The organism is Shouchella xiaoxiensis, from assembly GCF_016907895.1.
GTDB lineage: Bacteria > Bacillota > Bacilli > Bacillales > Bacillaceae_D > Shouchella > Shouchella xiaoxiensis.
Window position 1 is genome coordinate 1 of record NZ_JAFBCV010000002.1, and the last position, 18,079, is coordinate 18,079.

Sequence of the window (18,079 nt, forward strand, 5' to 3'; positions counted from 1 at the left end):
GAGCATTTTTTTCCTCAAGAGATACCTCTCGTTCTCTAGGTCTCCCGGAATGGCCTTTCCTTGTATCAGTTAGTCCCATCACTCCATTCTTTTTATAAGCTTCGCTCCATCTCTTACTTGCGGCATGAATACGTGTCATACCAATTATGTTTACATCAAACCCTGCCTCTTCAAAGATCTGTCTGGAGAACTTCCCTTTTTTCTTTTCAGCGATAAAGCAGCTTTTAAATTCATTTGTATAGGTAATTCCCTTGGAACTTACAGTTTTCACATATGGGTTAATGGATAAGTGATTGATTTCTTTTTCCGTGAATGTTTTCTTACTCATGATGGCTTCCCCAATTTCTACTATATTGTCTACTTGTCATTATACAAAAAAGTACCCTATAGGTAGACTTTTTTTCGTGTCTACTTTATAGGGTACATTTTACGAGGCACGTCTCTCCTTCTTTTCATCATTTATTTTTTTCGACGTGATACAGCGAACGCGATAAGGCCTATTATAAATAAGGCGACTAAGCCAAGGGAGATCCAGAGGACGGCGGAGCCGGACTCTGTTTCTTCAGTTTCAGAAGCCGTATCACCTTGCTCATCCTCAGTCATTTCATTTTCAGCATTATTTGCAGCGTCTTCTTCAGCAGCTTGTTCATCTTCTGGTGTTACCTCTTCAGGAGCGTTTACTTCAAATGTAAAGCTTCCTTCGATGACGTGGGTATCATCGCCGATGTTTTCCCATTCTACAAGATAAGAGCCATTTTCAAGCTCATCCTCAAGAATAGCAAGGATAGAAGTCGCTTCAACTTCAATTGAAGAAATAGATGCTTCTTCATTTGTCTCTTCGTTGGTAATGGTCATATCACCAGCTGCGATGCCTCCGTCGAATGTTACGGTCACTTCATTAACCGGTTCATTGACAACCTCATTCTCACCTGGTGTTGAAGCTTCGTAGTGTGAGTGGGCAAATACTTGTTGTGGAACAAGTAATGCGATCGACAAAATCATTAATAGGCTAATTTTTTTTCTCAAGTTTATCCCTCCAAATTAAATTCAATTACAGTGTAACAAGAAAATGTGAGCTGACTATGAACTGGCTTTTTGTTTACAAAATAGCCAAATTTGATTGCCTTTTTTTGCATCATTCTATTATGGATGAAAATATGGCATAACAACATCTTTAACGTACAAGCTATAAGTTAAACATGTAAATTAGGAGATGTCTGTGAATGAAAAAAACTTTTTGGTCTCTCGTCTTTTTTGCCTTGATGATAGGACTAGCTCTGCTTGAGCGGCAACGGAATAAGACGGGTTTACTTCCTCTTGAAGCGGAATTTAGTAGGGAGCTCGTTCATCCGCTCTATGATGGAATTATTGCTTCTTCAAAAATGGGGCGTTTTATACGGTTGCTTTTACAATAGCACCTATTGACCGTTCATGCTAAACTATAATCATTCTTCAACAGGTAAGTGAGGGTTTGTTATGAACACTTTATGGGACACAATTGTGACCTATTTTACAGAATTTCCATGGATGGACTTGCTCATCTCAATAGCGATTTTTGTTGTTTTTCTTGTATTCCGCAAAATCTTTACGACCTATTTATTTAAAATTGTGCTTCTACTGTCACGAAAGGCTCGGGTCACGCTATTAACTCAGCTTTTATTATCTTATGAAAAACCATTAAGGGCTCTTTTTGTCGTTATTGGTGCACGTGTTGCTCTGTCAGTGTATGGAGTCCAAATAGCGGAGAGTGTCATTTTAGGCAATTTATTTATGGGAAGTTTGATAGTTCTTGGTGGATGGGGTCTGTACAATTATGTCTCCACACACGGTACTTTCATGGCCTTTACGAAAGAAAAGCTACAATTAAGCGATGACCATATGTTGCTGCCGTTTATCTCGAATATACTGCGAATCGTGGTAGTGGCATTAACCTTTGTAACGGTTTTATCAAGCTTTGGAGTTGACGTAAACGGGTTTATTGCTGGACTTGGTCTTGGCGGATTAGCTTTTGCTTTAGCGGCTCAAGAGACCGTCGCAAACTTCTTCGGTGGTATCGTTATTATTACGGAAAAACCGTTTAAAAAAGGGGACTGGATTTCTTCTGCATCAGTTGAAGGAACGGTTGAAGACATCACGTTTAGAAGTACAAAAATCCGCACATTCGAAGATGCGATTGTGGTTGTTCCAAATAAAACACTGTCAAATGAAGCGATTACGAACTGGTCTGAAATGAATATGAGACGTGTAAACTATTCAATTGGTGTTGGACAAGAAACTACGCGAGCAGAGCTGGAGCATTCTGTTAAAGAAATTCGAAAGTTGATTATGAGTCACTCGGGTGTCGTAACGGATACCGTAATGATTTTCTTTGATGAGTTTGGAGAGTCAAGTTATAATATTTTTATCTATTATTTTACGAAGACAGTTGCCTGGTCAGAATGGCATGATGTAAAAGAAGAAATTAATTATGAGATCTTGGACATTCTTTCAAGCGAAGGAGTTTCTGTCTTAAAACCAATTCTTTTGGTTGATCATCATGAGCATGAACAAGCACGCTTAGAAAAAGCTGAAAATTGATTGTAAAACCTTGCATGAATCATTTTGCAAGGTTTTTTTCACATTCTCTTTCATATTCTGGTTTGGTCGGCTATAATGAAAGCGATAATCATGGGAAGATTCGGTAAGTATTGCATTTTGATGGGAGGCCTGTTCGTGGAGTACAGGAGAAGGGCATGAAGTACGTAAACATTGAGGAAGTCATACCAGGTACTGCACTGGGAAAAGAAATTTTTTCAATGGATGGTCAAGTTTTACTTAGTAAAGGTGCTTCTTTAACAGAAAACCGTTTGATGCGTTTACGGAAATTTGGGATAGAAGCTCTACCGCTTGATATGCCTTCATCGGACGAAGAGTCATTTACTTCTAACACAATAGAGCATTACGCTCGCTCATTTCTTGATGAATCACTACGTTTTTTCCAAAACGAGAACACAACATGGCAAGATCACGTTATTGATACGATTACAAAAGTGATTGAAGCAGCTAAAACACAAGAGATGTTGTCGTATTTACGAAATGAAGATGATAGTCTCTATGCGCATTCGTTAATGGTTGGCTTAATCTCGACAATGATTGGGATTCGTCAAGGTTACTCTGATCAAAAGCTAGAAGTCTTAGTTACGGCAGCTTTGCTTCACGATATCGGAAAAGTTTTACCTGATTCGTATAATGAACAGCAAGTGCCATTAGGGTTTGATCATACATGGCGGGGCTACAATTATTTAAAAGAAAAAGAAGAAATTGATCATGTTGTTGCATTAGTTGCGTTAACGCATCATGAGAATATATCGGCAACGGGCTACCCGAGAAAACTTGATGAGACTTCGATCCATGCCTATGCTCAGATTGTAGCGATCGCCAATGTATTTGACCGACTGACACATCGTCGTAATGGAAAGGCACTTATGAAGCCTGCTGATGCGTTTGAGTTCATGCTCGCTTTTACAACAAAGCGGTTTAACCTTCTCTTTATGAATGAGTTTGTGCATTGCATAGCGCTTTACCCAACCGGAAGTCAGGTGATTCTGTCAAATGGCAACCATGGGATTGTTGCCTCACAAAATTTCGGATTGCCACAAAGGCCGATTGTGCGTGTACTGCATTCCAGTGGTAATTTTAAAGACATTGCAGTTGAAACGATTGATTTAGCTATGAATCATACGATTTTTATTACAGACTTTGCATCGTAAACGAACGACATGTTCGTTTTCTTTTTTTGGTGGGGGGATACAATGACTATATTTTATCAAGTTGTTTTACCTGTTTTTCTCGTCTTTACAGCTGGGTTTGTTGTCCAGCGTGCATTAATGCTCGACATTCGTTCAATTTCAAGTATCGCGATTTATATTATGACGCCATGCTTAGTGTTTCGAACGTTTTATCTTTCTCCACTTGACTCTGACTATTTATACATGGTGGTCTTTGCCCTACTGCTGATGTTTGCATTAATCTATTTAACGAAAGTGTATACAAAATTAAGAAAGATACGAGTAAACGAAGAGAGTGGTCTAATTTTATCAACTGCATTTATGAACGTAGGGAATTACGGTACGCCAATCATATTATTTGCCTATGGACAATTAGCATTTGAATTAGCAGTTTCGTTTATGGTGCTTCAGTCAATCATTATGAATGTGTTTGGCGTCTACTACGCAGCGAAAGGCAAGGCACCTGTATCTGGTGCAATCCTTGCCGTATTTAAAATGCCTGCTACATATGCAACAGTGATTGCTCTGTTGTTTAACGTGTTTGATATACCTGTACCGAGTAATCTTTTTTTAACGATTGACATGATCGCTGAAGCTGCGATCCCTACAGTCATGCTAATTTTAGGAATGCAGTTGGCAATGATCCAGTGGAAAGGGTTTCAATGGGAGCGTATTAGTGTTGCGCTAGTTATCCGGATGATTCTATCACCAATTCTTGCGTATCTAATCTTACTTTTTCTCCCTGTAGATGATCTATTACGGAACGTCTTAATCGTCTCGGCAGCAATGCCAAGCGCCGCGACAATTGTGATGTATGCTGTAAAATTTGATGCTGAGCCAAGGCTTGTCTCGACAATTACGCTAATGACGACTTTATTTAGCTTAGGTTCAATTACGTTTATTATTTGGATTTTAGGCTAGTTCATTGCATTTTTGCCTGTGACACTTTATTATAATGAACAGAAATAGAAGGAGGATACAGACATGAAAATGATGGATGCAAACGAAATTATTCAATTTATTTCCCAAGCAGAAAAGAAAACACCCGTTAAGGTACATATAAAAGGTGAGCTTGAAAACGTATCATTTGGTGAAGCTGTTCAAACGTTTATTACGGGTTCAACAGGTGTTGTTTTTGGAGACTGGAATGATATCCAGCCTGTATTAGAACAAAACGAAGCATCAATAAAAGATTATGTGGTTGAAAACGACCGCCGTTACTCAGCCATTCCATTGCTTGATATGAAGAACATAGAAGCACGTATTGAACCTGGCGCGATTATTCGTGATCAAGTTGAAATTGGCAAAGGTGCTGTCATAATGATGGGAGCAAGTATTAACATCGGTGCAGTTGTTGGTGAAGGTACGATGATTGATATGAACGCAGTGCTCGGTGGACGGGCAACGGTAGGAAAGAATTGCCACATTGGTGCAGGGTCAGTTCTTGCAGGAGTCATCGAACCACCTTCTGCATCGCCTGTTATCATTGAAGATGGTGTTGTTGTTGGGGCGAATGCTGTTATACTTGAAGGAGTTAAAGTTGGTGAAGGTGCGGTAGTAGCTGCTGGTGCAATCGTAACGGAAGATGTCCCTGCTAACACCGTTGTAGCGGGAACGCCTGCAAGAGTCATTAAAGAAATTGATGAGAAAACAAAAGGGAAAACAGAAATTAAACTGGAGCTTCGTCGTTTAAACGAAGATCAATAAATAAAAACAGCTTTGCCAATTGGCAAAGCTGTTTTCGTAAAGGGAGAGTGAGAGAAATGAATTGGCTAGAGAGAGATCAACGGGCGATTATGTCGACGTATGGACGCTTACCGATTGTTATAAAAGAAGGAAAGGGCAGTTATTTAATCGATGAAGATAATCGAGAGTATTTAGATCTAATAACCGGTTTGGCTGTTAATGTGGTTGGGCATTCCCATCCAGATATTGTTTCGACACTAACCGAACAAGGTCAGAAATTTTTGCATATCTCTAACTTGTATGTGAACAAGCCTGCTGTGGAACTAGCTGAAAAAATAAGTGCCTATACAACAAAAGGCAAAGTCTTTTTTGTGAATTCCGGTGCTGAAGCGACAGAAGCCACAATTAAACTTATACATAAGTGGAGCAAGGCTCATGGGAATAAGAAAAAAGGGATTGTTGTCTTAAAACAAAGCTTTCATGGTAGAACATTAGGCGCGATTAAATTAACACGGCAAAAAGGCGTATATCAAGATTTTCCTCTACATAATTTACCCGTTTATGAAGTGGAAGCGGAAAACATAAGTGAACTTAAGCAAATTGTTGAGACTTTTGAGCCAGCAGCGCTCTTGATGGAGCCGGTCTTAGGTTCCGGTGGTGTCGTGCCATTAAGTCAAGCATTTATTGAACAAGCGGCTGATTTATGCCGTGCAAATAATATGCTTTTTTGTATGGATGAAATTCAAACAGGTATGGGCAGGACAGGTAAATGGTTTGCTTATATGCACACAACGGTTGACCCTGATATTGTTCTATTTGCGAAAGGCGTTGGTGGGGGATTACCACTTGGTGGGCTTGTCGTTAAGCCAGAGTTAAACAATCTATTTTCTCCAGGTGATCACGGGACAACCTTTGCTCCATCTCCTTTAAGTAGCGCCCTCGGATTAACCGTTTTTTCGATATTAGAAAAAGGAGTGCTAGAGCAAAGTAATCAGGTGGCTGCTTTTCTTCATTCATCTTTACAAGCGCTACAAGAGGGCTATCCTGATCTACTGGATGGTTTCCGAGGGAAAGGGATGATGATCGGACTGCCGACTAAGCTGAATGGAGCTGAAACAAAAACCATTCAGGCGAAAATGATTGAACGGGGAATCTTAGTGGACGTTACGCAACAAACAATTATTCGTCTCTTGCCACCTCTGACGCTATCATTACAGGAAGCAGAGCAATTTGTTCATACATTTCATGCTGTATTAGCAGAAATGAGGCAGGAGCTTGATAATGTTTAATGAAGACAAATTAGTTCAATTAAGAAGACAGTTTCATCAGATACCAGAACTCGGCTTTGAAGAAGTGAAAACGCAGCGGCTCGTACTTGAAACAATTGCAGAAATGAATCAACAGTTCATTGAAGTTCGCACCTGGAAAACAGGCGTGTTTGTGCGAGTAAAGGGGAAATCAGACTATACGGTGGCCTATCGTTCAGATATGGATGGGTTACCGCTAGTGGAAGCTACGAATTTACCGTTCGGATCAAATCACTCAGGTAAGATGCATGCCTGTGGACATGATCTTCATATGACGATTGCGTTAGGGATTTTAGCAGCTTTCAGCGAAGTGCAACCGAGTTGTACTCTTTTGTTTATTTTTCAACCAGCTGAAGAAGGACCAGGTGGGGCGGAACCTATTTTAGTTGAGAAGGCGCTCGGTGATTGGTACCCGGATGAAATTTACGCGCTGCACATTGATCCTAATCTGCCAGTTGGCACCATCGCGACAAAACCAGGATTGCTATTTGCTAATACGTCAGAGCTCTTTATCGATTTAAAAGGGAAAGGAGGGCACGCAGCCTATCCTCATACAGCAAATGATATGGTTGTTTCAGCAGCTCACCTCGTTACACAGCTTCAGACACTTGTTGCACGCAACATTAATCCACTTGATTCAGCTGTTGTAACGATCGGCGTAATAACTGGTGGGACTAAACAAAATGTAATTGCTGAAAATGCGCGGATAGAAGGCACCATTCGAACCTTGTCAGTCGAGTCAATGGCGCTTGTAAAACAGCGAATTGAGGCTCTTGTAAAAGGAATTGAAACAGGTTTTGCTTGTGATGCAACGATAGATTATGGCTCTAATTATTGTGAAGTAAACAATGATCAACGATTAACGGAGGAGCTGAAAGCTTATAGTCTAGCAAGCGAACACGTTAGCTTTGTTGATGCAGAGGTAGCCATGACGGGTGAAGATTTTGGTTATTTCCAAAAAGAAATACCTGGAGTGATGTTCTGGCTCGGTGTGGACAGTGCATATGGACTGCATCATCCTCAGCTTAATCCGCAAGAAGGCGCCATTTCTATCGCAGTAAACTTTATGACGGAATTTCTTCTTTCAAAGAATCCATAACACGTTTGTTTTGGTGAATAGTATTTCTGATGTTAGACATACTAGATCTAACGTTAAAGGAGGTTTTCATCATGGCAAGAGTTGGTGTGCAAACAGGCTTATCAGACGTAGAACAAGAGCTTCAGACAATGGGACATGATGTTGTTCAAGTTTCAAATGAAGAAGATGCACAAGGGTGTGATTGCTGTGTTGTTTCTGGTCGCGATCCAGAAGTGGCTGGCGTGAGCCCTCAAGGTGATATGAGCATTATTTCCGCAGATGGATTAACCGCTCAGGAAATTGGCGAACGTGTTGAACAATCATTAAGCAACCACCAAGGATAGTGAAAAACCTGCGGCGAATGCAAAATTCGCCGCAGGTTTTTTAGTCTTCAGTCGTTTTTGAGGCTGTTTCATGATGCATGCGAATCGCTTTACGAATGTCACGCTCAACGGCCCATTGTTGCATGTTTTCCGTTTTTGCAATAACGCGTATGACGGTCGTGGATAAATCGTCAGATAGGACACCGACTACTTCTGGGTTGCTTATTAAAGCCGGATGAGTGAACGTTTCGAGTGCTTCATGAACCATCGCAATGGTTTCTTCTGTATTCTTGTCATTAGCAGGTATTGTTAAGTCCACTAAAGCACGCATATTGCCCCGAGAATGGTTGTCTACATTAGTAATGTTACGGTTTGGAATGTAATGTAGCGTCCCGTCAAAGGCACGAATCTGTGTTGTTCGGAAGCCAAGTTCCTCGACAATGCCGTTTACACTACCGGCACTTACATAGTCTCCAACTTCAAGCTGGCGCTCGAGTATTAGGAAGAAGCCTGTAACAACGTCACTTACGAGCCCTTGTGCGCCAAATCCAATCGCCAGTCCAACCACACCAGCGGCAGCAAGTAACGGTCCTAAATGGAAGCCAAGGGATTCTAAAATATTAAACGCGATGATAAAAAACAAGACATATGAAAAGACATTAAGGAGCAATTTTTCTAGCGTTTGTACACGGGCAACCGACGATTCTTTTGCACGTGGTTTCTGAAATGCTTTTGATATTAATTTTCGTCCAATCGCTCTGACAATAAAATAAATAAGGATGGCGAATAGAATTTGCCAAGCCGTTTGAATGAGTGGATGGTTGAACCATTCTTCAATTAGTGGGATCAATGTAAGTCCTCCAATCAGTTAAGTAGCAAATATGAGAGTAGCATAAACGAAGGAAAATCTCAAAGAAAAAGTGATTGTGGTACTAATTATTATTTTGAATAGGGGGAATATACGTAAATTACATTCATTCTTAATTAATATTGACTCAAAAAAAATCAGCCTTTATAATATTCACTGTATGGATTTTTGAAGGAGGAATAGAGAGAGATGACAGATAAACGTATGGTAGGGAAACAAGCACCACGATTTGAAATGGATGCTGTTTTACCAAACAAAGAATTCGCTAAAGTAAGCCTTGAAGAAAACATGAAAAACGATAAGTGGACGGTATTGTTCTTTTATCCAATGGATTTTACATTCGTATGTCCAACGGAAATTACTTCAATGAGTGACCGCTTTGATGAGTTTGAGGACTTAGATGCAGAAGTGATTGGCGTTTCAACTGATACGGTTCACACGCATAAAGCATGGATTAATACGTCTAGAGACGATAATGGCCTTGGTGAACTTGCTTATTCGCTAGCGGCTGATACGAACCACGCTGTATCTCGTGAATACGGTGTTTTAATTGAAGACGAAGGTGTTGCGCTTCGTGGTCTATTTATTATTAGCCCAGAAGGCGAGCTTATGTATTCAGTTGTTAACCACAACAACATTGGTCGCGATGTTGACGAAACACTTCGCGTATTGCAAGCTCTTCAAACAGGTGGACTTTGCCCGGCGAACTGGAAGCCTGGACAAGCTACTCTATAAATGATAATAAATCAGCAAAGGTCTAGCCATAGTGTTAGACCTTTGTTGTTAACGATTTAGGAGGATTAAAAGATGGCTTTAAAACTACGCTCACAGCTGCCGGAATTAACGGGAGCAACAGAATGGTTAAATGGTCAAGTAACGAAAGAAGATTTACTCGGAGACAAACCAACGCTTATACACTTTTGGTCCATTAGCTGTGGTCTTTGCAAGGAAGCAATGCCTAATGTAAATGAGTTTCGTGATCAGTATAAGGAACAATTAAATGTTATTGCTGTGCATATGCCACGTTCTGAGAAAGATCTAGATCTTGAAGAAATTAAACAAGTAGCAGCTGAGCATGATATTAATCAACCGATTTTTGTTGACAATGAGCATAAATTGACAGATGCATTTGAAAATGAGTATGTTCCAGCGTATTATGTGTTTGACGCAGAAGGACAGCTTCGCCACTTTCAAGCGGGTGGAGGCGGCATGAAAATGCTGACAAAGCGTGTGAATCGTGTACTTGGGATAAAAGAAGAAAAATAAGACGCTGACTTATCAGCGTCTTATTTTTTATACTTCCATAATGATAGGTAAAATCATCGGTTTTCTTTTTGTTCGTTCATACAAAAATGGTCCAAGTAAATCAGTCATTTCGTTTTTAATTTCGGACCATTGATTTGTTTTTCGATCCATTACTTCGTTTAAATGCTTAGCAAGGAGCTTTTGCGCTTCGTGAATTAAATCACCTGATTCTCTCATGTATACAAAACCTCTAGAAATAATATCAGGACCAGCAGTTACTTTAAACTCTTTCATATTTAAACTAACAACAATGATAACCAAGCCTTCTTCTGATAGAATACGACGGTCACGTAAAACGATGTTACCGATATCGCCAATGCCATTTCCATCTACATAGACTGATCCAGAAGGAATCTTGCTTACAACACTTGCCTCGTTTGGATGTAGTGCAAGAACGTCACCATTGTCCATAATAAAGCAGTTTTCTTCTTTAACACCACAATCTTGAGCGAGTTTATTGTGCATTCTTAGCATACGGTATTCCCCGTGAATTGGCAGGAAATATTGTGGTTTCATCAAACGAAGCATTAATTTCTGCTCCTCTTGTCCGCCATGTCCAGATGTATGAATATCACTTAGTGGTCCATGAATGACGTTTGCGCCAACACGATACAGCTGATTAATAATTTTTCCGACAGATAGCGTGTTTCCTGGAATTGGTGATGAAGAGAACACAACGGTATCTCCAGGAATAATTTGTATTTGACGGTGAGTACCGAATGCAATTCTAGAGAGTGCGGCCATTGGTTCGCCTTGGCTTCCAGTACATAAAATGGTTACTTTATTATCAGGTAGCTTATTTAATTGAGAATGCTCAACGAACGTTTGTTTAGGTGCGGAAATATAGCCAAGCTCTTGACCAATCGTAATAGCCGATTCCATACTTCGACCAAACACACAGACTTTTCGATCATGAGCGACAGCTGCTTCAATCACTTGTTGTAGTCGGTGAATGTTAGAAGCAAACGTTGCAAAGATAATACGACCGTCCACTTTTTGAAACACATTATTAATGCTGTCCCCGACTTTTCTTTCCGACATCGTAAAAGCAGGAATTTCACTATTTGTGCTGTCTGATAAAAGACAGAGAACACCTTCTTCGCCAATCTTCGCCATTTTGGTTAAGTTAGCTGGTTCACCGACTGGAGTAAAGTCGAATTTAAAATCACCTGTATGCACAATGTTGCCAGGCGGTGTTTTTACAACAATGCCGTATGAATCTGGGATGCTGTGTGTTGTGCGAAAGAAAGAGATGGATGTTTTTGTAAACTTAATCACTTGATCTTCGCTAATGGGATGCAATTTTGCTGATTTAAGCAATCCGTGTTCTTCTAACTTGCCCTTTAATAAGCCTAAAGCAAGTTTCCCACCGTAGACGTCGATATTTAATTGACGCAACAAATAAGGAATACCGCCAATATGATCTTCGTGGCCGTGGGTAATAAACAAGCCTTTAATTTTATCTTTATTTTTAACGAGATAAGTGTAATCAGGGATAACATAGTCGATTCCTAATAACTCGTCTTCTGGGAACATAATACCAGCATCGATTAAGATAATTTCATCTTGGAATTGAACGCCGTATGTGTTTTTTCCAATTTCGCCCATTCCGCCGAGGGCGAAAACAGCTGTTTGATTGTTTTTTACTTGTTTCATTTAGCGACTCACAACCTTATAATCCTCGCGAGCTTCTTCATAACCCAAATAAGCGCCCGTAACTGGTGTAATAAATTCAATATTAAAGTTTTCTGTAGCAAGTTTTGAGCGCACGTCACTCTCGCTTGTCGCTTCTATGTACATAGATGATGTTCGCTCTCGAACTGGTGCTTGTGTAAAATCCTCTTGATAAAATACTTTAAAAATCATTGTAGACCTCTCCTTTTAAACGGTTGTTTTTCTATTATAAAGGAAAACAGTTATAATTTCATGTTTTTTAATAGATAAGAGCCAACCCCATGCAGACATAGAGGTTGGCTCTTCAGTTTTTCCAAGCTACGGAAGTTTAAACATCGAGTAACATGGACTTTGGCAATAAATTACGACAACCTTTCACTAACTTCTCACGCCATTTCTTTAACACAATAAGACTCCTCTCGTTCTGTTCTTATTCATTAGTGTGCACGAAAATAAACGAAGAAAACGAGGGAGAATCTGGCATTTACAGCGCAAAACCTGGAAGTGGTCGTTTCTGTGCATCGCTTAGTCCTTCTATTCGATCATAAAACATAATGCCATCTAAATGATCTAGCTCATGCTGGAACACAATAGCTATATAGCCACGTAGTCGCAATGTGATTGGATCGCCATTCTGGTCGAATCCTTTTACCGTTAAGCGGGAGTGGCGAGGTACAACGCCCTCAATTTCCCGATCTACGGATAGGCAACCTTCTCCATTTTCCAATTCGTTTTGTTCAACCGAATGACTTACGACTTTTGGGTTTGCAATACCAAGGCTATATTCTTTGCCGTTCTCGTCCGTTGTATGAACGGCAAATAAGCGTTTTGCTACGCCAATTTGTGGAGCAGCGAGTCCGACTCCAGGGCGTAAGTCATACTTTTCTGCAATATCTGGGTCTTGACTATTTTTTAGGAATTCAAGCATGGATTGTAATGTGTTTTTATCTTCAACAGTTAAAGGTAAGTTAACGGGTTGGGCAACTTGTCGTAACACGGGATGTCCCTCTCGGACAATCTGATCCATTGTAATCATATGTATCACTCCTTGTTCTATCTTTTAATAGTGTAAGGATTATCAAACCTTTGCGCAAGAGCAAAAAAAGAGCACAATTATTAATGTGCTCTTCCTTTATTAATTATACCGGTTTATTTCTTGTGACCAGGACCGCCTGGGCCTGGTCCAGGACCTGGTCCGCAATCAGGACCTTCTTCAGCCCCGCCAAACCAAGAAGCACCTACAATGATAAGAAGAATGAAAAGAACGACGATTAACGCGAATCCTTTTCCTCCACCATTCCCACAAGTATTGCCATATCCGTAAGGTTCGCAACACTGATCATACCCGTAATTATATCCATATCCAGGACCGTAACCCATCTTGAATTCCTCCTTTAATTATCGCTTAGTTAGGCGACTCAATACCTATCCTATGCAAGTGGGCGATGAATGTTTGGATATATGCCCATTTTTTTCAAAAATATTGAAAGAACATACTTGCCAAACATCCCCATGTCCGATATTGTGATATTAGATATAAACGAGTTGAAAAAACTCGAAGGAGGAGAAGTTTTTGTCGAAAAAATCTTTACTGACTGTTTTCGCATGTTCCACTTTATTACTTACTGCATGTGGTCAAACAGCTACTGAAACGATCTATGACCATTTGGAAGAAGCAGCTGAAATAGAAAATGAGGGTTTTAATGAGCAACAACAACCATTAATTGATGCAGAAGAAAAAGAAGCAGAACTGTATCAACAAATCGTTGAGCTTGATATGGACTCCTTTGATGAAATCGTTAGCTTATCTGATGAAGCGCTTGCCTCGGTTGAAGAAAGAAGAGAGTTAATCGCTAGTGAGAAAGAAAGCATTGAAGATGGGTACAGTGAATTTGAAAAAGCTGTTTCAAACTTTGAAGAGTTAGAAGAAGAAGAGCTTACAAACCGTGCGAATGAAATGCAAGAAGCGATGGATAATCGTTATGAAAGTTATCAAGCACTTTATACTGTATATGAGCGTTCATTAGATCTGGATCAACAATTATACGATATGTTAAAAGATGAAGAGCTTGATGTGGATACGCTAACAGCTCATATTGAAGAAACGAATGGCGTGTATCAAGAAAGAGACGAAGCAACAAATCAATTTAATGAATACACCGATGCATACAACGATGCAAAAGAAGCCTTTTATGAGGCTTCAGACTTAGAAGTGCGCTTTGAATAAGCGCTCTTCTTTTTTTATGAGTCTGTTTCATCTGTATTAGTTAAAACATGGCATATTCTATAACACAGTTTCAATTTTCTTCGTTTTATTCATTGTAAACAATTAACACATCTATTAAGTAAGCAAAAGGATTGACGTTCATGTTATAGATCATGTAGACTTACAATCAAAGGTGGGTTGTACTACTAGCTAAATGGTTTTTTTGTAACAGATAAACGTTTTCATAATCGTAATATGTGGTCTGGTTTAATAACCCCTTAGAGCGGTTATGTATCCTTAGGGTTTGGGCATGCTAAAACTGCGTTTGATTTACGTTGTTTATACGAGCAAGAAAACACATACCGCTTTTTTATTATGAAAGGATTGGTGAACAAATTGAGTACGAAAACTGAAACTCTCAAGCAAATTGAAGAACAATTTGAGACCTTCCAGATTTTAAATGAGGAAGGTGAAATCGTTAATGAAGCAGAAATGCCTGATTTAAGCGATGATCAACTACAAGAATTAATGCGCCGGATGGTGTACACACGCATTTGGGATCAGCGTGCGATTTCCTTGAATCGTCAAGGACGTCTTGGTTTCTATGCCCCAACAGCTGGGCAAGAAGCTTCGCAGTTAGGCTCACACTATGCTTTAGACAAGGAAGACTGGATTCTTCCAGGATACCGGGATATTCCGCAAATGGTGTTCCACGGTCTCCCGCTTCATCAAGCTTTCTTATGGTCACGTGGTCATTTTGCAGGTAGTCAGTTTCCTGATGGCTTAAATTTAGTTGTACCTCAAATTATTATTGGGGCACAAATCATCCAAACAACAGGTGTTGCTTTAGGATTAAAACGTAAAAAGAAAGACAATATTGCAATCACTTACACAGGTGATGGCGGTGCGTCGCAAGGTGACTTCTATGAAGGAATTAACTTTGCTGGTGCGTACAATGCTCCTGCAGTATTCATCGTTCAAAACAACCGTTTCGCGATTTCTGTACCAGTTGAAAAACAATCTGCTGCTAAAACAATTGCACAAAAAGCGGTTGCTGCTGGTATTGAAGGGATCCAAGTTGATGGAATGGACGTTTTAGCTGTTTATAAAGTTACGCAAGATGCGCGTAAGCGTGCGCTAGCTGGTGAAGGCCCAACGTTAATTGAAACATTAACCTATCGTTATGGTGCTCACACAATGGCTGGTGACGATCCAACACGTTACCGTACGTCTGATGAAGATGACGAATGGGCGAAAAAAGATCCACTTATTCGTTTCCGTAAATTCCTTGAAGGTAAGGACCTTTGGACAGAGGAAAAAGAAAACGAAGTAGTAGAACAAGCTAAAGAAGATATCAAACAAGCGATTAAAGATGCAGATCAGACACCGAAACAAAACGTAACAGACCTTCTTGGATTTATGTTTGAAAATCCGCCTGTGAACATTCGTGAACAGTTGGAAGAGTATACGGCAAAGGAGTCGAAGTAACCTATGGGTAATTGGACAATGGCACAAGCGATTACGGATGCCATGCGTAATGAGCTTAACAAAAATGAAGATGTTCTTGTGTTCGGAGAAGACGTTGGAAATAATGGCGGCGTATTCCGTGTAACAGAAGGCTTACAAAAAGAATTCGGTGAAGATCGTGTATTTGATACCCCTCTTGCTGAATCAGGAATAGGCGGACTTGCAATTGGACTTGCTCTAACAGGCCATAGACCCGTTATGGAAATTCAATTCTTTGGATTTGTATTCGAAGTTTTCGATTCAATCGCTGGACAAATGTCACGCTGGCGTTTTCGCTCAGGTAATAAACAAACGATGCCGGTTACGGTTCGTTCACCATTTGGTGGTGGCGTAAAAACACCTGAGATGCACGCTGATTCTTTAGAGGGACTAATGGCGCAAACACCTGGTCTTAAAGTTGTTATCCCGTCAAACCCTTACGATGCAAAAGGTCTTCTTATCTCGGCTATTCGCGATAATGACCCTGTTGTGTTTCTTGAGCATATGAAATTGTACCGCTCGTTCCGTCAAGAAGTTCCTGAAGACGAGTATACGATTGAGCTTGGAAAAGCAGACATCAAGCGCGAAGGTAAAGACATTACAATTATTGCATACGGTGCAATGGTTCAAGCTTCTATGAAAGCAGCTGAAGAGCTTGCGGAAGAAGGAATTGAAGCAGAAGTAATCGATTTGATGACAGTAAGCCCATTTGATGTAGAGACAGTTATTGCTTCTGTTGAAAAAACAAACCGAGCAATTGTTGTTCAAGAAGCGCAAAAACAAGCAGGTATTGCATCTCAAATCGTTGCAGAAATTACAGAGAGAGCGATTCTATCTTTAGAAGCTCCTGTGTTACGCATCACTTCACCAGATACAATTTACCCATTTGCAGCTGTTGAAGATGCTTGGTTACCAAACCCAACGATTATTGTAGAGAAAGCAAAAGAAGTAGTTAACTTTTAAATAAAGAAAACATAAAGAAAGCAACGAAGCTAGTTTTATGAACTAGTATCGTTCTTTCTTTTATAGAGCACGATTTCGAGTTATAATGAAGGAGGCGCTTACGCCATGGCTTATAAGTATAAACTGCCGGAAGTGGGAGAAGGAATTCACGAAGGCGAAATTGTTAAGTGGTTTGTTAAAGCAGGAGATGAAGTGAAGGAAGATGACATTCTTCTTGAAGTTCAAAACGACAAATCTGTTGTTGAACTCCCATCACCAGTAGATGGAAAAGTTCTTGAAGTGAAAGTAGATGAAGGAACAACAAGCTATGTTGGCGATGTAATCCTCGTGATTGATGATGGATCTGCTGATGAAGCGGAAGAAGAGGCACCAGCTAAAGAAGAAAAAGCATCAAAAGAAGACAAGAAAGAAGATTCTTCTGATGAAAAAGCTAAAGCTGAAGCGTCTGAAGACAGCTCTGATAGCGATGATTCACGAATTATTGCTATGCCATCTGTACGTAAATATGCGCGTGAGCAAGGTGTAACAATTTCAAAAGTGAGTGGTTCAGGTAAAAACGGACGTGTATTAAAAGAAGATATTGATGCTTATGCTTCAGGTGGACAAGTAGAAGATTCTTCATCTGAGAAAACGGAGAGCGAAGAAAAAACAAGTTCAAAACCAGCGGCATCAGCACCGTCTGCTTCAAATGAGCAGCTTGAAGAACGTGTACCGCTTAAAGGAATTCGTAAAGCGATTGCCAAGGCAATGGTTAAATCGAAGCAAACGGCACCTCACGTTACACATTTAGATGAAATTGATGTAACAGCACTTGTTGCACATCGTAAACAGTACAAGCAAACAGCTGCTGATCAAGGAACAAAGCTAACGTATCTTCCTTATGTTGTGAAAGCTTTAACTTCAGCTATTCGTAAGTATCCTGCACTAAATGCATCCATTGATGATGAAGCGGGCGAAATCGTCTACAAAAAATACTTTAACATCGGAATTGCTGCGGATACAGAGCAAGGTTTAGTCGTTCCTGTTGTAAAAGATGCAGACCGCAAATCAATCTTCCAATTAGCTGACGAAATTAATGAGTTAGCTGGAAAAGCTCGCGATGGTAAATTGTCTGCTGCGGAAATGCAAGGTGGATCAGCTACAATTTCCAATTTGGGATCGGCTAGTGGACAATGGTTTACACCAGTTATTAATCATCCTGAAGTCATGATCCTAGGAATTGGTCGCATTGAAGATAAGCCAGTTGTAAAAAATGGTGAGATTGTTGTGGGCACGATGCTTTCATTATCAATCAGTTATGATCACCGTTTGATTGATGGTGTAACAGCACAAAGCGCGCTTAACCAAATTAAGCGATTGCTTAATGACCCACAATTATTATTAATGGAGGGGTAAG

19 protein-coding genes and 2 pseudogenes are annotated in these 18,079 nt (G+C 40.1%); 14 read left to right on the forward strand and 7 right to left on the reverse strand.

The genetic code is table 11. The annotated features are described in order from the left end of the window. Both JOC54_RS03365 and JOC54_RS03370 read right to left on the reverse strand, forming a co-directional pair. Positions 1–368, reverse strand: a pseudogene (locus tag JOC54_RS03365) (HTH domain-containing protein); the annotation flags it as partial. A gap of 91 nt (positions 369–459) precedes the next feature. Beyond that, the gene (locus tag JOC54_RS03370; protein ID WP_204464468.1) at positions 460–1,026 is read right to left on the reverse strand and encodes a copper resistance CopC family protein; all 567 of its coding nucleotides are present in this window, start codon (positions 1,024–1,026) and stop codon (positions 460–462) included. Positions 1,027–1,223: 197 nt separating this feature from the next. Here JOC54_RS03370 and JOC54_RS03375 point away from each other — a divergent pair, with 197 nt between their 5' ends. The 8 genes from JOC54_RS03375 (at position 1,224) to JOC54_RS03410 (ending at position 8,182) form a co-directional block, all read left to right on the forward strand. Further along, positions 1,224–1,415, forward strand: a complete 192-nt coding sequence (locus JOC54_RS03375) for a hypothetical protein (RefSeq protein ID WP_204464470.1) — start codon at positions 1,224–1,226, stop codon at positions 1,413–1,415. Between the two features lie 61 nt (positions 1,416–1,476). Continuing rightward, positions 1,477–2,577: a mechanosensitive ion channel family protein gene (locus JOC54_RS03380; RefSeq protein ID WP_054792354.1), complete on the forward strand. Its 1,101-nt coding sequence runs from the start codon at positions 1,477–1,479 to the stop codon at positions 2,575–2,577. Between the two features lie 155 nt (positions 2,578–2,732). Further along, positions 2,733–3,749: an HD-GYP domain-containing protein gene (locus JOC54_RS03385; RefSeq protein ID WP_204464480.1), complete on the forward strand. Its 1,017-nt coding sequence runs from the start codon at positions 2,733–2,735 to the stop codon at positions 3,747–3,749. A 42-nt stretch (positions 3,750–3,791) separates the two neighbouring features. Continuing rightward, positions 3,792–4,688 carry an AEC family transporter gene (locus tag JOC54_RS03390; protein WP_204464483.1) on the forward strand — a complete coding sequence of 299 codons (897 nt, stop codon included), beginning with the start codon at positions 3,792–3,794 and terminating at the stop codon, positions 4,686–4,688. A 63-nt stretch (positions 4,689–4,751) separates the two neighbouring features. Beyond that, positions 4,752–5,474, forward strand: a complete 723-nt coding sequence (gene dapD, locus JOC54_RS03395) for a 2,3,4,5-tetrahydropyridine-2,6-dicarboxylate N-acetyltransferase (protein WP_204464485.1) — start codon at positions 4,752–4,754, stop codon at positions 5,472–5,474. Positions 5,475–5,530: 56 nt separating this feature from the next. Further along, positions 5,531–6,742: an aspartate aminotransferase family protein gene (locus JOC54_RS03400; RefSeq protein WP_204464487.1), complete on the forward strand. Its 1,212-nt coding sequence runs from the start codon at positions 5,531–5,533 to the stop codon at positions 6,740–6,742. After that, entirely contained in the window at positions 6,735–7,859 is a 1,125-nt protein-coding gene (locus JOC54_RS03405; RefSeq protein ID WP_204464488.1) for an N-acetyldiaminopimelate deacetylase, read from the forward strand. The genes JOC54_RS03400 and JOC54_RS03405 overlap by 8 nt, the downstream gene beginning before the upstream one ends. A gap of 71 nt (positions 7,860–7,930) precedes the next feature. Then, positions 7,931–8,182 (forward strand): YkuS family protein, encoded by a 252-nt coding sequence (locus JOC54_RS03410; protein ID WP_204464489.1) that lies wholly within the window; start codon positions 7,931–7,933, stop codon positions 8,180–8,182. A gap of 40 nt (positions 8,183–8,222) precedes the next feature. Here the strand turns inward: JOC54_RS03410 and JOC54_RS03415 are convergent, their stop codons facing one another. After that, the gene (locus JOC54_RS03415; RefSeq protein WP_204464490.1) at positions 8,223–9,011 is read right to left on the reverse strand and encodes a mechanosensitive ion channel family protein; all 789 of its coding nucleotides are present in this window, start codon (positions 9,009–9,011) and stop codon (positions 8,223–8,225) included. A gap of 207 nt (positions 9,012–9,218) precedes the next feature. Here JOC54_RS03415 and JOC54_RS03420 point away from each other — a divergent pair, with 207 nt between their 5' ends. Further along, positions 9,219–9,764, forward strand: coding sequence for a peroxiredoxin (locus JOC54_RS03420; RefSeq protein ID WP_035421110.1), 546 nt, complete (start codon positions 9,219–9,221; stop codon positions 9,762–9,764). Positions 9,765–9,836: 72 nt separating this feature from the next. Continuing rightward, positions 9,837–10,295 carry a redoxin domain-containing protein gene (locus JOC54_RS03425; RefSeq protein WP_035421109.1) on the forward strand — a complete coding sequence of 153 codons (459 nt, stop codon included), beginning with the start codon at positions 9,837–9,839 and terminating at the stop codon, positions 10,293–10,295. Positions 10,296–10,322: 27 nt separating this feature from the next. On the opposite strand, the gene rnjA is transcribed toward JOC54_RS03425, so the two are convergent. The 4 genes and pseudogenes from rnjA to JOC54_RS23490 all read right to left on the reverse strand — a co-directional run. After that, positions 10,323–11,990 carry a ribonuclease J1 gene (gene rnjA, locus JOC54_RS03430; RefSeq protein WP_204464492.1) on the reverse strand — a complete coding sequence of 556 codons (1,668 nt, stop codon included), beginning with the start codon at positions 11,988–11,990 and terminating at the stop codon, positions 10,323–10,325. Next, entirely contained in the window at positions 11,991–12,200 is a 210-nt protein-coding gene (locus JOC54_RS03435) for a DNA-dependent RNA polymerase subunit epsilon (RefSeq protein WP_035421107.1), read from the reverse strand. A 292-nt stretch (positions 12,201–12,492) separates the two neighbouring features. Then, positions 12,493–13,044: a peptide deformylase gene (def, locus tag JOC54_RS03440; RefSeq protein ID WP_204464494.1), complete on the reverse strand. Its 552-nt coding sequence runs from the start codon at positions 13,042–13,044 to the stop codon at positions 12,493–12,495. Between the two features lie 182 nt (positions 13,045–13,226). After that, a pseudogene (locus JOC54_RS23490) lies at positions 13,227–13,298 on the reverse strand (YjcZ family sporulation protein); the annotation flags it as partial. A gap of 283 nt (positions 13,299–13,581) precedes the next feature. Between JOC54_RS23490 and JOC54_RS03450 the strand changes: the two are divergent. From JOC54_RS03450 to JOC54_RS03465, 4 genes are all read left to right on the forward strand, one after another. Next, entirely contained in the window at positions 13,582–14,235 is a 654-nt protein-coding gene (locus tag JOC54_RS03450; protein ID WP_204464496.1) for a YkyA family protein, read from the forward strand. Positions 14,236–14,589: 354 nt separating this feature from the next. After that, the gene (gene pdhA / locus JOC54_RS03455) at positions 14,590–15,702 is read left to right on the forward strand and encodes a pyruvate dehydrogenase (acetyl-transferring) E1 component subunit alpha (protein ID WP_054792372.1); all 1,113 of its coding nucleotides are present in this window, start codon (positions 14,590–14,592) and stop codon (positions 15,700–15,702) included. A gap of 3 nt (positions 15,703–15,705) precedes the next feature. After that, complete coding sequence (locus JOC54_RS03460; protein ID WP_035421103.1) at positions 15,706–16,683, forward strand: alpha-ketoacid dehydrogenase subunit beta; 978 nt, start codon at positions 15,706–15,708, stop codon at positions 16,681–16,683. Positions 16,684–16,788: 105 nt separating this feature from the next. Then, positions 16,789–18,078 (forward strand): dihydrolipoamide acetyltransferase family protein, encoded by a 1,290-nt coding sequence (locus JOC54_RS03465; RefSeq protein ID WP_204464498.1) that lies wholly within the window; start codon positions 16,789–16,791, stop codon positions 18,076–18,078. The last annotated feature ends 1 nt before the right edge of the window (position 18,079 follow it).

What these genes read in the sequence shown, in the direction of transcription:
- JOC54_RS03375 (WP_204464470.1), top strand. Translation starts at nt 1,224, where the DNA reads ATGAAAAAAACTTTTTGGTCTCTCGTCTTTTTTGCCTTGATGATAGGA.
- JOC54_RS03380 (WP_054792354.1), top strand. Translation starts at nt 1,477, where the DNA reads ATGAACACTTTATGGGACACAATTGTGACCTATTTTACAGAATTTCCA.
- JOC54_RS03385 (WP_204464480.1), top strand. Translation starts at nt 2,733, where the DNA reads ATGAAGTACGTAAACATTGAGGAAGTCATACCAGGTACTGCACTGGGA.
- JOC54_RS03390 (WP_204464483.1), top strand. Translation starts at nt 3,792, where the DNA reads ATGACTATATTTTATCAAGTTGTTTTACCTGTTTTTCTCGTCTTTACA.
- dapD (WP_204464485.1), top strand. Translation starts at nt 4,752, where the DNA reads ATGAAAATGATGGATGCAAACGAAATTATTCAATTTATTTCCCAAGCA.
- JOC54_RS03400 (WP_204464487.1), top strand. Translation starts at nt 5,531, where the DNA reads ATGAATTGGCTAGAGAGAGATCAACGGGCGATTATGTCGACGTATGGA.
- JOC54_RS03405 (WP_204464488.1), top strand. Translation starts at nt 6,735, where the DNA reads ATGTTTAATGAAGACAAATTAGTTCAATTAAGAAGACAGTTTCATCAG.
- JOC54_RS03410 (WP_204464489.1), top strand. Translation starts at nt 7,931, where the DNA reads ATGGCAAGAGTTGGTGTGCAAACAGGCTTATCAGACGTAGAACAAGAG.
- JOC54_RS03420 (WP_035421110.1), top strand. Translation starts at nt 9,219, where the DNA reads ATGACAGATAAACGTATGGTAGGGAAACAAGCACCACGATTTGAAATG.
- JOC54_RS03425 (WP_035421109.1), top strand. Translation starts at nt 9,837, where the DNA reads ATGGCTTTAAAACTACGCTCACAGCTGCCGGAATTAACGGGAGCAACA.
- rnjA (WP_204464492.1), bottom strand. Translation starts at nt 11,990, where the DNA reads ATGAAACAAGTAAAAAACAATCAAACAGCTGTTTTCGCCCTCGGCGGA.
- JOC54_RS03435 (WP_035421107.1), bottom strand. Translation starts at nt 12,200, where the DNA reads ATGATTTTTAAAGTATTTTATCAAGAGGATTTTACACAAGCACCAGTT.
- def (WP_204464494.1), bottom strand. Translation starts at nt 13,044, where the DNA reads ATGATTACAATGGATCAGATTGTCCGAGAGGGACATCCCGTGTTACGA.
- pdhA (WP_054792372.1), top strand. Translation starts at nt 14,590, where the DNA reads ATGAAAGGATTGGTGAACAAATTGAGTACGAAAACTGAAACTCTCAAG.
- JOC54_RS03460 (WP_035421103.1), top strand. Translation starts at nt 15,706, where the DNA reads ATGGGTAATTGGACAATGGCACAAGCGATTACGGATGCCATGCGTAAT.
- JOC54_RS03465 (WP_204464498.1), top strand. Translation starts at nt 16,789, where the DNA reads ATGGCTTATAAGTATAAACTGCCGGAAGTGGGAGAAGGAATTCACGAA.